The 12106-nt window shown below is 75.3% G+C and carries 9 protein-coding genes; 2 read left to right on the plus strand and 7 right to left on the minus strand.

Annotation, left to right across the window (positions count from 1 at the left end; translation table 11 throughout):
* Nucleotides 1-219: 219 nt before the first annotated feature.
* Genes ABT112_RS35315 through ABT112_RS06710 form a run of 3 tightly spaced genes read right to left on the minus strand, consistent with a single transcriptional unit; the run spans nucleotide 220 to nucleotide 4807 of the window.
* Entirely contained in the window at nucleotides 220-720 is a 501-nt protein-coding gene (locus ABT112_RS35315) for a nitrite reductase (NAD(P)H) small subunit (protein WP_502975259.1), read from the minus strand.
* The gene (nirB, locus tag ABT112_RS06705; RefSeq protein ID WP_351506307.1) at nucleotides 717-3320 is read right to left on the minus strand and encodes a nitrite reductase large subunit NirB; all 2604 of its coding nucleotides are present in this window, start codon (nucleotides 3318-3320) and stop codon (nucleotides 717-719) included. The genes ABT112_RS35315 and nirB overlap by 4 nt, the downstream gene beginning before the upstream one ends.
* A gap of 2 nt (nucleotides 3321-3322) precedes the next feature.
* A complete protein-coding gene (locus ABT112_RS06710; RefSeq protein WP_351506310.1) occupies nucleotides 3323-4807 on the minus strand; it encodes an NAD(P)/FAD-dependent oxidoreductase in 1485 nt (494 codons plus the stop codon).
* A 367-nt stretch (nucleotides 4808-5174) separates the two neighbouring features.
* On the opposite strand from ABT112_RS06710, the gene ABT112_RS06715 reads away from it, so the two are divergent.
* The gene (locus ABT112_RS06715; protein ID WP_351506312.1) at nucleotides 5175-5954 is read left to right on the plus strand and encodes a sulfite exporter TauE/SafE family protein; all 780 of its coding nucleotides are present in this window, start codon (nucleotides 5175-5177) and stop codon (nucleotides 5952-5954) included.
* A gap of 276 nt (nucleotides 5955-6230) precedes the next feature.
* Here ABT112_RS06715 and ABT112_RS06720 read toward each other — a convergent pair whose 3' ends face one another.
* Nucleotides 6231-7433, minus strand: a complete 1203-nt coding sequence (locus ABT112_RS06720; RefSeq protein WP_351506314.1) for a DUF6777 domain-containing protein — start codon at nucleotides 7431-7433, stop codon at nucleotides 6231-6233.
* Between the two features lie 565 nt (nucleotides 7434-7998).
* On the opposite strand from ABT112_RS06720, the gene ABT112_RS06725 reads away from it, so the two are divergent.
* Nucleotides 7999-9336, plus strand: a complete 1338-nt coding sequence (locus ABT112_RS06725) for a streptophobe family protein (protein WP_351506519.1) — start codon at nucleotides 7999-8001, stop codon at nucleotides 9334-9336.
* A 176-nt stretch (nucleotides 9337-9512) separates the two neighbouring features.
* On the opposite strand, the gene ABT112_RS06730 is transcribed toward ABT112_RS06725, so the two are convergent.
* The 3 genes from ABT112_RS06730 to ABT112_RS06740 form a co-directional block, all read right to left on the minus strand.
* Nucleotides 9513-10091: a GNAT family N-acetyltransferase gene (locus ABT112_RS06730; RefSeq protein WP_351506316.1), complete on the minus strand. Its 579-nt coding sequence runs from the start codon at nucleotides 10089-10091 to the stop codon at nucleotides 9513-9515.
* Nucleotides 10092-10360: 269 nt separating this feature from the next.
* A complete protein-coding gene (locus ABT112_RS06735; protein WP_351506318.1) occupies nucleotides 10361-11485 on the minus strand; it encodes a serine/threonine-protein kinase in 1125 nt (374 codons plus the stop codon).
* Complete coding sequence (locus ABT112_RS06740) at nucleotides 11485-11997, minus strand: hypothetical protein (protein WP_351506321.1); 513 nt, start codon at nucleotides 11995-11997, stop codon at nucleotides 11485-11487. The genes ABT112_RS06735 and ABT112_RS06740 overlap by 1 nt, the downstream gene beginning before the upstream one ends.
* Nucleotides 11998-12106: the final 109 nt, after the last annotated feature.

Here is a 12106-nt window from a genome sequence, read left to right on the forward strand (position 1 = left end):
GCGAGTCAGCCTAGGCGCGGCGGTGCCGTTGTGCGAGAGGCGGCACGGCTGGTTCCGGTGCTCCCGCGCGGGCCGGAACCCCAGGGGCACGGCGTTCCCACCGGCCCCATGGCGTCCCGGCCCGCCCCCCGAACCCCCGGCCCGGACGGTTGCCCCGGGCCGGGGCACCACCGCCGGAGCCGCCGGCTCCGGAATACCGCTGAGCCCGCCGGGCCGGGCTCAGCCCAGCCGGACGGCGAATGCGGGCACGGTCACCGACGCGTCGTCCAGGCAGCGGCCGGTGGTGAGGCAGAAGCGCTGCTTGAGCAGCGGCGAGGCCACGAACGCCCGCGCGCCCTCCACCGCGCCCGGGATGTCGGTGCCCGCCGTCGCGGGGCTCCCGCCGCCGCCCTCCCCGGCAGCGGTGCCGCCGTCCTCCCCGGCAGCGGTGCCGCCGTCCTCCCCGGCAGCGGTGCCGCCGTCCTCCGCGGCCCGGCCGACCAGCCCGCGGGAGAGGACGTACGCGCCGGTGAACGGGTCCTGGTTGCCGATGGCGTACACGGCGCCCCCGCGGTCCAGGAACACCGCGACCTGCCGGCCGTCCGGCAGCAGTGCGGCGACTCCCCGCCCGGGGGTGAGCGCGGCGAGGTCGCAGACGGCCAGCCACCGCTGGTCGACGAGCAGTTCCACGCGCGTGGTGAGCTGTTCGGGGGCGAGCGGGTGTTCCGGGGCGAGTGTCATCGGGCAGAGCTCCCTTCGAGGGTCCGGACAGGAAGGACGGGACCGGCCAGCACGGTCAGATCGGGCTTCACCTGGTCGCGTTCGGGGACGAACCGCACCGACGGGTCCGGCGTGCCGGGCGCGTTGACGAAGGAGACGAAGCGCTGCAGCCGGTCGGGGTCGTCGAGGGTCGCCGCCCACTCGTCGCGGTAGCCCGCGACGTGGTCGGCCATCAGCTGCTCCAGCTCGTCGCCGAGGCCGAGGGAGTCGTGGACCACCACGTCCCGTACGTGGTCCAGCCCGCCCTCGATGCGCTCCAGCCAGGCGGAGGTGCGCTCCAGCCGGTCGGCGGTGCGGATGTAGAACATCAGGAAGCGGTCGATCAGCCGGATCAGTTCGGCGTCGGAGAGGTCCTGGGCGAGCAGATCAGCGTGCCGGGGGTCGGCGCCGCCGTTGCCGCCGACGTAGAGGTTCCAGCCGTTGGACGTGGCGATCACCCCGAAGTCCTTGCCGCGCGCCTCGGCGCACTCGCGGGCGCACCCGGACACCGCCGACTTCAGTTTGTGGGGGCTGCGCAGCCCCCGGTAGCGCAGCTCCAGGTCGATCGCCATCCGGACCGAGTCCTGCACCCCGTAGCGGCACCAGGTCTGTCCCACGCACGACTTCACCGTGCGCAGCGCCTTGCCGTAGGCGTGTCCGGACTCGAAGCCGGCGTCGACCAGCCGGGCCCAGATGCGCGGCAGCTGGTCCACGCTGGCGCCGAACAGGTCGATGCGCTGACCGCCGGTGATCTTGGTGTAGAGACCGAAGTCCCGGGCGACCTCGCCGATCACGATCAGCTTCTCGGGGGTGATCTCCCCGCCGGGGACCCGGGGCACCACCGAGTACGAGCCGTTCCGCTGGAGGTTGGCGAGGAAGTGGTCGTTGGTGTCCTGGAGGGCGGCCTGCTCACCCGCGAGGACATAGCCGTCCGCGCCGATCGAGGGGGCGAGCGAGGCGATGATCGAGCCCAGGGTGGGCTTGCAGATCTCGCAGCCGTCGCCGCCGCGGGCCGCCTCCCGCCCGTGCTCGTCGAGCACCTGGGCGTGCGTGGTCAGGCCGCGGACCCGCACGATCTCGTACAGCTCGGCCCGGGTCTGCTCGAAGCAGCCGCACAGCCCCTTGTCGACGGTGATGCCGCCGGCCTCCAGCTCGTCGTTGACGAGGGTGGTGAGCACCTTCACGCAACTGCCGCAGCCGGTACCCGCCTTGGTGCACTTCTTCACGGCCGGGACATCGGTGCAGCGGTGCTCGGTGACGGCGGTGCGGATGGCGCCCTTGGTGACGTTGTGGCAGTTGCAGACGACCGCGTCGTCGGGCAGCGCCGACGGGCCGAGCGCGGCGGGCGCCCCCGCGCCGGCCGGCAGCACCAGCTGCTCGGGCGAGAGGGGCGGCACCGTCCCGGTGAGGGGGCGCAGCATGCCGTACGCGTCGGCGTCCCCGACCAGTACGCCGCCCAGCAGGGTGCCGTCCGCGCCGACCACCAGCTTCTTGTAGACCCCGGCGCGGGAGTCGGCGTAGACGACGTCGAGACAGCCGGGGGCGGTGCCGTGCGCGTCGCCGAAGGAGGCGACGTCCACCCCGAGCAGCTTGAGCTTGGTGGAGGTGTCGGCTCCGGTGAAGCCCGACCCCTCCGAGGCCCGGCCCGCGATGGCGTCCGCGGCGGTCTCGGCCATCTCGTAGCCGGGTGCGACGAGGCCGTAGACCCGGCCGTCCGTCGCCAGCGCGCACTCGCCGATCGCGTAGACCGACGGATCGGAGGTCAGGCAGTGTTCGTCCACGCCGATGCCGCCGCGCTCGCCGACGGTGAGTCCGCACTCCCGGGCGAGCTGGTCCCGCGGGCGCACCCCGGCGGAGAAGACGACGAGCCCGGTGGTGAGCTCGGAGCCGTCGGACAGGGACATGCCGGTGACCGCGCCGTCCCCGTCCGTGGTGATCTCCTGGGTGCCGACGCCGGTGTGCACGGTCAGCCCCATCTCCTCGACCGTGCGCCGCAGCGCCGCGCCACCGCCCTCGTCCACCTGGACGGGCATCAGACGGGGGTTGAACTCGACGATGTGGGTGTCCAGTCCGAGGCCCTTGAGCGCCCCGGCGGCCTCCAGCCCGAGCAGCCCGCCGCCGACGACGGCGCCGGTGGTCCGGCCCTGCGCGTACTCCTCGATCGCGAGCAGGTCCTCGACCGTGCGGTAGACGAAGCAGCCGGTCGCGTCCTTGCCCGGGACGGGCGGCACGAACGGGTAGGACCCGGTGGCCAGGACGAGGGTGTCGTACCCGATGGTCAGTCCGGCGCGCGAGGTCACGGTGCGGGCGGCGCGGTCGATGGACTCCGCCGGGTCCCCGAGGTGCAGCTCGATGCCGTGGCGCGCCATGAAGCCGGCCTCGACGAGGGAGAGGTCGTCGGGGGTCCGGCCGGAGAAGTACGAGGTCAGCTGGACCCGGTCGTAGGCGGCGCGGGGCTCCTCGCACAGCACGACGACGCGCGCCCGGTCGGTGACTCCGCGGTCGGCGAGGGCCTCGAGGAAGCGCTGGCCGACCATCCCGTGGCCGATCAGCACAATCGTGGGCAGGGACGCGAGCGCCATGATCAGGAGCCTCCATCGTTGGTGAGCAGGTGGAGCAGCGGGGCGGAGGGCAGCGGCTCGTCGCCCTCCCAGGTGCGGGCGAGCGCGCCGACGGTGCCGAGATCGCCGAGCAGGATGCCTCCGACGAGCCGGTCGCCGCGGACGACGACCTTGCGGTACGCGCCGCGGGTGGCGTCGGAGAGGTGGATGACGTCGTCGCCGGGCGCGGGTTCGGTCTCGCCGAAGGCGGCGAGGTCGAACGGCCCGGGGGCGGCGGCCGGTTCGGGGAGCGGGGCGGACGCGGTGGTCGCGGTGGTCGCGGTGGCCGGGCCGACGGCGGCCGCGCGGCGGGCCTGCGCGCCGGTGGTGTCGGGGGCGGTTCCCGTGGCGGGAACGGTTCCTGTGGCGGGAACGGTGGCGTCCGGCGCCGTGGCCCGGCCCCCTCGGGGCCCGTGCCCGGAGAGCGTGAGCCGGGTCAGCGAGCGGGTCCCGGTGTACCCGGGGGTGTCCCCGGCGCCTCCGGTGAGGAGGCCCGCGAGCGCGTCGGCCTGCTCCTGCGCCGGTCCGGCCAGGCCGTACAGCACGCCGTCGTGCTCCGCGCAGTCGCCGATCGCGTGAATCCGGGGGTCCGAGGTGCGCAGCCGGTCGTCGACGACGATGCCGCGGTCGGTCCGCAGCCCGGCGGCCCGCGCCAGGCCCACCCGGGGGCGGACCCCGCAGGCGAGGACGACGAGATCGGCGTCGAGCCGGAAGCCGTCCGCGAGTTCGACGGCCGAGACGGCCCGGTCCGGACCCCCGCTCCCGGCGGGCCGCAGGCGCAGACCCCGGACCCGGCACTCGGTGTGCACCTCGACCCCCAGCTCCGTCAGGTGTCCGTGCAGCAGCCGTGAGGCGCCCGCGTCGAGCTGGCGCTCCATCAGCCGCTCGCCCTGCTGCGCCAGGACCACCTGCGCGGCGCGGGAGGCCAGCGCGCGGGCGGCGGAGACCCCCAGCAGCCCGCCGCCGATGACCACGGCCCGGGTGCCGGGCCGGACGGCGGCGGCCAGCGCGAGGCAGTCGTCCAGCGTGCGGAAGGCGTGCACCCCCTCGGGGAGGTCATGGCCGTCCGGCGCGAACAGGCCGCGCAGCGGGGGCAGGACCGGGTTCGAGCCGGTGGCCAGCACCAGCGAGTCGTACGGCACGCGCCGCCCGTCGTCGCAGCACACCTCGCGCGCCGCGCGGTCCAGCCGCACGGCGCGGACGCCGGTCAGCCAGGTCGCCGCGGACGGCGGGGCGGGCAGCCCGATCACCTCGGGCGCGTACCGGCCGGCCAGGACGTCGGCGAGCAGCACCCGGTTGTACGGCGCGTGGGCCTCCTCGCCGATCACCGTGACGGCCGGCGCCGGACCGCCGTCCGCACCGCCGCGCGCCGCCAGTTGCTGCACCAGGCGGGCAGCGGCCATGCCGCCGCCGACCACCGTGATGCGGTGGCCTGCGGGGCGGGCGGGGTCGTGCTGCGCGGGTGCCATGCTCCGAAGCCTGCGGGGTGTGCGTTTCCCGCCCGCATCACCCCTGTTTCCCGTGCGCAACGCTGCCCTCAGCGCGGCCCGCGGGGAACTGTGAGCCCGCTTTCCGGGGACGACTTCCGGGGACGACTTCCGGGGACGGCTTACGGGGGCGACGGCGTGCGGGGGCGGGCCCTGTCGGCTCCCGGCGCTGGGGCAGCCGGGCGGACATCGAACAGGCCCCGCCCCACTGCTGCGTCTCCCGGACGGACGGATGGCCGGGCGGATGGATGACCGGCCGGGCGGCCGGGCGCGACTCGGGGCCCGGCGAGCCGCGAGACGGCCGGCCGGGTGACGGGAGGCCGGGCACCGCGGCGCGTAGGCTGCCGCGGTGCCCGACATATCTCTGACAACGCTGCTCCTGCTGTGCCTCGCGGCCGCCGCGGCGGGCTGGATCGACGCGGTGGTGGGCGGCGGCGGTCTGCTCCAGCTCCCGGCCCTGCTGGTCGGCCTGCCGCACCTCCCGCCGGTGTACGTCCTGGGCACCAACAAGGCCGTGGCGGTCGTCGGCACCTCCGCCGCCGCGGTCACCTACGTGCGCAGAGCCCCGGTCGACGTCCGGACGGCCGTGCGGATCGGGATGGCGGCACTGGCCGGATCGCTCGCGGGAGCCTCGTTCGCGGCGGGCATCGACAGCGCGGTGCTGCGGCCACTGATCATGGTGGTGCTCCTCGGGGTGCTGGCGTTCGTCCTGCTCCGGCCGGCCTTCGGCACGGCGCCCGCACCCGGCCCGGCGACCCGGCAGCGCGTCGTCGCCGCCGTCCTGGTGGCGGGGCTGGGCATCGGCTTCTACGACGGCCTGCTGGGCCCCGGAACGGGCACCTTCCTGGTCATCGCCCTCGCCGCGATCCTCCACATGGACCTGGTGACGGCCTCCGCCACGACCAAGGTCGTCAATGTCTGCACCAATCTGGGCGCGCTGGCGATGTTCTCCGTCCAGGGCACGGTTCTCTGGCGGCTCGCCGCCCTGATGGCCGTCTTCAACCTGGCGGGCGGCACGGTGGGCGCGCGCATGGCGCTGAAGCGGGGGAGCGGCTTCGTACGGGGCGTCCTGGTGGTCGTGGTGGTGGGCCTGGTGTGCAAGCTGGCCTGGGATCAGTGGATGGCCTGACCGGCCCCCGCCGCGGGCCCGTCGGGCCTGCCTGCGGTGCACGCCGGGTGGGCGTGATCACCCCGGCCGGTCCGTCCGGGGCCGGCGCGATGAGGCCGGTGCGCTCCCCGGGGTGCTCCTGCCGGGTTCCGCTGCGGGCTCCTCGCCGGTAGCTTCGTCGGGCTCTTCGGTGGGCTCTTCGGTGGGCTCTTCGCCGGGTGATCCGCCAGGCGTTCCGCCAGGCGTTCCGCCGGGCGTTCCGCTGTGCTTCCGGGCGGGCGAGCGGACCCGGCACGGTCACGGTGGTGTGCCGTCCGGAGCGGGGCTGTCCGGGCCGGTCGGCGCACTCGTCGGGGTCTCGGGAGGCCGGGACGTGGCGGTGTCCGGAGGCTCGGACCTCTCCGGGCTCCGGGGGCCCCGGGTCGGTGGTGAGGCGTCCCGGGTCGGCGGCGCGGGGGAGGCCGCCGGGATGTCGGAGGGGCGGCTCGTGCCCCGGTCGTTCCGTGCCGTGTCGTCACCGCGGCGGCGTTCGAACCAGGTGCCCGTCTCCGGGTCGAACAGGACGAAGACGTCGATCACCCGGGACGCGGGGGCCACGACCACCACGTTCGGCTGCTGGTATCCGGCCCAGGCCTGCCCCGTCTGCTTCGGGTTCCGCTCCACGGCCACCGGCGGCTGCAGCGGGTTTCCGCAGGCGCAGCGCACCCGGGGCAGCCCGTGCGGACCGACCAGGACGGCCGTTCCGGCCTGGAGGACCGCCTGGTAGGCGGTCGCCTCGCCGTTCCGGTAGCCGTGGTTGGTCACCCGGGTGTCCATGCGCAGCTGCACGGGGGTGAGCGAGCGCAGGTACGAGGGGATCCGGCTCGGCGGGATGCCCACGACGCCGGCGAACGCCGCGGCCTTGTCCCGGTTCCGGGACAGGAAGTCGATCTGCTGCTCGACGTCGCAGCTCGCGACGTCGCGGGTGCCGCCGTAGAGGCCGCGCGTCGAGCCGGTGATGCTCGGGATGCCGCCGGTCGCGGACGGCGCGCTCGGGGTGGCGGTGGGACGCTCCGGGGCGGAGGAGTCCTCGGCGGTGGACGCGGTGAACGGGTCGCGGCCTCCGTCGGTGGCCGCCTGGAGGAACACCTCGCCCGTACCGGGCTCGTCGGCCGACCGGGTGAGGACGAGGATCACCGCGACGGCCGCCGCCAGCAGCCCCGCGAGCGCGGCGAGATGCGGAACCGAGCGCCACCACGGGCGGCGCGGTCCGCGCCCGCCCGGCCCGCCGCCCGCACCGCCGCCCGGCTCTCCCGGCCCCTCCGGACCGCCGAATCCCCCGGAGCCGCCGGGCGGCGGACCCTCCGGCGGTCCCGGAATGAGCGGCTCCGGAGGCTCGGACGAGCCCGGCGGGCCGGAGGCGCCCGGCGGACCGGACGAGCCGGGCTCCGTCGGCCGACCGGACAGCGGCCCCGACGGCGGGCCCGTTGGACGGCGGCCGGGCGGGGGTGGGGAGGTCACGGGCTCTCCTTCCCGGCGTGATCCCGGTCTGTGCGGCGAAGCTCCGAACGGCGGCGAACCTTCGAACGGCGGCGACCTCCGGACTGCGGCGAATCTCCGAACAGCCGGCGAACCCTCCGAGCAGTACGGCTACGGCGGCCCGGCTTCCCGGCGCGGAGCACCGTTCGGGAACGCCGGAGGGCGCCGCATGCCCGGGGAGCGTGCCGGGCCGCCGGACGCCCGGGAGGGCCCGAGCCGTGCTTCCGCGGGGAGGGGCGAAGCGCGGGGTTCCCGGAGCGCCCGTGGCGCGGGCTTCCGGGAGACACCGTTACCTCACTTCAGGGAGACATCGTTACCCCAATGGTCTGTTTCGTCTCATTGTGTGCGGCGCATCCTCACCGTCCGCAAGCGGGGCGGCGGCCCCGTGCTTACGGTGGGACGAGGAATCGGGCCATCCGGTCGGGGCGCCCCACGACGCTCCCGCCCGCGGGATGCGGCGCGGGTCCGCAGGCGGACAGCGTGAAGTCCGTGGACGGTGTGAGTCGGTAGGACGTGGCGTGAGTCCGTAGGAGACTGCGTGAGCCAGATGCGACGCCCCGCCCCGGGTGACACGGGGAGCGAACCACCGGCCCTGCTGCCCGTGCGCGCCTGGCTGGACGCGCTGGTGGTGGTGCTGGCGGGTGTGGTCACGATGCTGGTCGTCGCCTGCCTCGGCCTGTGGGCGGCGGGCGCCCCGGACCTGCCGGGCGAGGCGTACCCCCGGGTGGTCGTGGCCATGGTCGTCATGGCGGTCGGCGGCGATGTGCAACTCTCCGGCGACGCCGGGTTCCTGGCACAGACGGACGCGGCCATCGAGGTCGTCCCGCTGTCGGTGACGCTCGCCGGTGCCCTCGTCGTGGCGGTGCTCTTCCTGCTGCCGCTGCGGCACCGGGCGGTGGCCACGGGCCGGGAGGTGCTCGACCGGGTCGTCCGGACGGCGGTGCTGTGGTGCCTGATGCTGGTGCTGCTCGCCCTCCTCGCCCGCCACACGTTCGAAGTGTCCCTGGGTGGCGGCCTGGCCGAGGACATCGGCGATCTGCTCGACACCAACCCGACCGTGGGCTTCCGGGCCGACGTCCCGGCCACCCTGGGGTTCGGCCTGCTGTGGCTGCTGGCCGTGCTGGCGCTCACCTTCCTCGTCTCCCACCGCGCCCCGCTGCCGTCCCGGCTGCTGCACTTCCAGGAGTCCGTACGGCCACCCGCGTTCGCGATGGTGGCGGTGCTGCTGCTCTATGTGGCGATCGGCGTGGTCGTCGGGCTGGTGGTGGCCGCCACCCGCGGGCACCCCGCGGAGACCCTGGCCGCGATGCTGCTCGGGCTGCCCAACCTGGTGTGGCTGGCGTTCGGCGTCGGCATCGGCGGCTCCTGGGACGGCCGGGTGGCCGAGGGCATCGGCCTGCCCGTGCCGCGGGTGCTCGACGAGGTGCTGCGCACGTCCGGCGGCGGCAATGCGACGCTCGACCTGGCCGCGGTGGCCGAACGCGACGACCGGGCCTGGGTGCTGGTCGTCGTGGCCGTGGTCGCGCTGCTCGGGGCGGGCTTCCTCACCGCGGTCCGCTCACCCGCCCGGATCCGGCCCTGGCAGCACGCCTGGCACCTCGGCCTGGCGATGGCCCTGACGATGCTGGTGATCGGGCTGCTGACCAGGATCTCCGCGCACTACGGCCTCACCGTGATCGGTGTCGGGGACCTCGGCGGCGGACTGGGCGGCGAGGTCTCCCTGCGGGCGAACTTCCTGCCGCTGATCGGCTTCGGCGCGCTGTGGGGCCTGGCCGCGGGCTTCCTCGGCGGGCTCCTCGCCCTGCGCGTACGCCACCATGGCGCGGTCGAGGCGCGGGACGAGGAGGCCCCGGGACAGGGCGCGGACGGCCCGCCCGGAGGGTGAGGCGGGGGCCGTCCGCGCCGGAGCCGGCTGACCCACCGGCCGCGGCCCGGGGCGTATCGCGGTGTTCCGGGCGTCACGGTGTTCGGGGCGTCACGGTGTTCGGGCGTCGGCGGCGCACGGTGCGGTGCGACGGCCTCGTCCCGGCAGGCCGGACCGCCCGCGCCCGGCCCGGAAGTTCAGGCTCCGCCGGTGCCCGGCAGTGCCGGGGCCCGCCTCAGGTGCAGGTGTTCGTCCAGCGGAAACTTTGGCGGCCGGGGCGGCAGTACCCGGACGAAGGGGAAACCGCCCTTCTCCGCCACCCGGCAGGAGGCGGTGTTGTCCGCCTGGTGCAGCAGTTCCAACTCCTCGAGCCCCTCGGCGGCGAAGGTCTCGAAGGCCCAGTACGTCAGCGCTTCCAGGGCGCGGGGTGCCACCCCCCGGCCCCGGGCGCGCGGCATCGTCCAGTAGCCGACTTCGGCTCGTGGCCCGGCGGGATCCGGACGCTTCAGCACCACGTAGCCCACCGGTTCGTCCCTGCCGTCCTCCGCGGCCATGAGCACCGCGAAGGAGAGGTGGTGCCCGTCGGCCCAGCCCTGCCGTTCGAGGTCCAGCCAGCGACGGGCGTCCGCGTGGTTCGTCACGCGCAGTGTCTTCGCCCGGCCCACGGCGGGGTCGCGGTACGCCTCGATCAGCGCGTCCGCGTCACCGTCCTCCCAGGGGCGCAGCAGCAGCGCGGGCCGGGACGCCGTGGCGGCCAGCCGGACGGTGACGGTCATGACGACTCCCCCTCGCAACGACTCTGCTTGATCATTCCACAGGGCAGATGACCGCCGGGGGGCCGCCCGAACGGGTAAATCCCCTAGCAAGGAACGGAGTTGGGGCGAGGTGCGGTGCGGGGGCGCTGGGCTGCTGTTCCGGGGAGGACGGCGCCGTCGTGGCCCCGGCCGGTACGGGTGGCCGTGGCCGTGGTGGTTGTGTCGGCCGCCGTCGCCGTCGCCGTCGCCGTCGCCGTCGCCGTCACTGTGGCCGTCCGGCCGTGGTGTCCTCAGCCGCGCCGCACGGCGAAGACCGGTGCCGCCCAGCGCGGCGGCGGGGGCGGGGCCGACGGCGGTTCCGGTGCGCCCGGCCGCACATCGAGCCGGGTCGGCGTCCGCTCCGCGGGCCGCCGGTGCCCGGTGTCCGAGGGCCGTACGGTCCGGCCCGCCGTGCGCAGCTCCGACACGAACTCCCGGCAGGTGCCGTAGCGGTCGTCGGGAGCCTTGGCCAGGGCCCTGGCCATCACCTCGTCCGCGGCCGGCGGAAGTTCCGGCCGCCGTTCGGAGAGCACCGGCGGCGGGTCGTTCTGGTGCGCCCAGAGCAGGGCGATGTCGTCCTCGCGGCGGAACGGCGGGGCGCCCGTCAGCGCCTCGAACACGACGCAGGCCAGGCTGTAGACATCGCAGCGGCCGTCGACCGGGCGGCCGGAGATCTGCTCCGGCGCCACGTAGGAGAGCGTCCCCACGAACTGCCCGGCGCTGGTGAACCCGCTGAGGGCCAGCGCCCGTTTCGTCAGCCCGAAGTCGGTCAGATAGACGTGCTCGGGGTGGTCGGCGTCGGTGCCCTCGGCGACGAGGATGTTCCCGGGCTTGACGTCCCGGTGCACCAGTTCGTGCGCATGGGCCGCGTCCAGGGCGGACGCCACCTGGACGGCGATCCGGCAGGCGTCCTCGATGGACAGCGGGCCGTCCCGGTCGAGCAGCGCCCGCAGGTCGCGGCCCTCGACGTAGCGCATGGCGATGAAGAGCACCCCGTCCGTCTCACCGGCCTCGAAGACCGGCACGATGTGCGGATGGTCGATCGCCGCGGCCACCCGGGACTCCAGCTCGAACCGCCGGCGGAACGTCTCGTTGCGCGCGAGTTCGGGAGCGAGCAGCTTGACCGCCACCGTGCGGCCCAGCCGCAGGTCCTCCGCCCGGTAGACGACGGCCATGCCGCCCCGCCCGATCTCCTGCTCCAGCCGGTAGGTGGCGACCCGCCGCCCGGGGCCCTCGGACGCACTGGGACGGGCACCGGCAGCCCCGAGCGGACCCGGATCCCCACCCGGACCGGCGTCCGGTTCCCGCTCACCCGGATCCCTGCCTGCACCGGCGTCCGGCTCCCGCTCACCCGGTTCCCGCTCCCGCCCCGTCATCAGCCGTCACCCCACCGGGTCCGCACCGGCCCCTCCGGCGTGGCGAACGTCTGCAGCGAGGTGCCGTCGCAGTAGCACCACCGCTCATGGCGCGCGTCGTACAGCCAGACCGACTCGCCGTCCACGACCACGCCCACCCGGCGGCCCTCGGTCCGCTGCCGGAACGTGCCGCTGTCCAGCCGCCCGGCCGCCAGCTCCGCCACCAGGTGCCGGTACTCGGCCAGTTCGTCGGCCACCCGCTCCAGCAGCGGCCGGGGGTCCGCCTCCCGTACGGCGGGGCGGCCGGGCGCGGGCGGGTGGCGCGGCACGGACACCAGCAGCCGCCCGTCCACCCACGCCGACCAGCCGTTGGAACACAGCGCCAGCGCCCAGTCCCCCCGGCGGTCGACCACCTGGACGGGCAGCAACGGGTCCAGTGGGACCGATGGCCAGGCACCGTCCGGTGCCGACCAGGTGGCCATGCCCTCCCGGGGGACCACATGGCTCGGACGGAAGTCGGCCTCGGTCGTCATCGGCGGCTCCTTCCTATGCCCTGCCGTCAGCTTCCTGCACGCTGCCGTGCCCTTCCTGCACTCTGCTGTCCGCTTCCTGCGCCCTGCCGTCCGCGCTGTGCTCCGTCCC

Source organism: Streptomyces sp. NPDC002055, from assembly GCF_040296705.1.
In the GTDB taxonomy this organism is placed as follows: Bacteria; Actinomycetota; Actinomycetes; order Streptomycetales; family Streptomycetaceae; genus Streptomyces.

Excerpts from the sequence above, each read along its gene's own strand:
- ABT112_RS35315 (WP_502975259.1), bottom strand. The coding sequence starts at position 720 with ATGACACTCGCCCCGGAACACCCGCTCGCCCCCGAACAGCTCACCACG.
- nirB (WP_351506307.1), bottom strand. The coding sequence starts at position 3,320 with ATGGCGCTCGCGTCCCTGCCCACGATTGTGCTGATCGGCCACGGGATG.
- ABT112_RS06710 (WP_351506310.1), bottom strand. The coding sequence starts at position 4,807 with ATGGCACCCGCGCAGCACGACCCCGCCCGCCCCGCAGGCCACCGCATC.
- ABT112_RS06725 (WP_351506519.1), top strand. The coding sequence starts at position 7,999 with ATGCGACGCCCCGCCCCGGGTGACACGGGGAGCGAACCACCGGCCCTG.
- ABT112_RS06730 (WP_351506316.1), bottom strand. The coding sequence starts at position 10,091 with ATGACCGTCACCGTCCGGCTGGCCGCCACGGCGTCCCGGCCCGCGCTG.
- ABT112_RS06735 (WP_351506318.1), bottom strand. The coding sequence starts at position 11,485 with ATGACGGGGCGGGAGCGGGAACCGGGTGAGCGGGAGCCGGACGCCGGT.
- ABT112_RS06740 (WP_351506321.1), bottom strand. The coding sequence starts at position 11,997 with ATGACGACCGAGGCCGACTTCCGTCCGAGCCATGTGGTCCCCCGGGAG.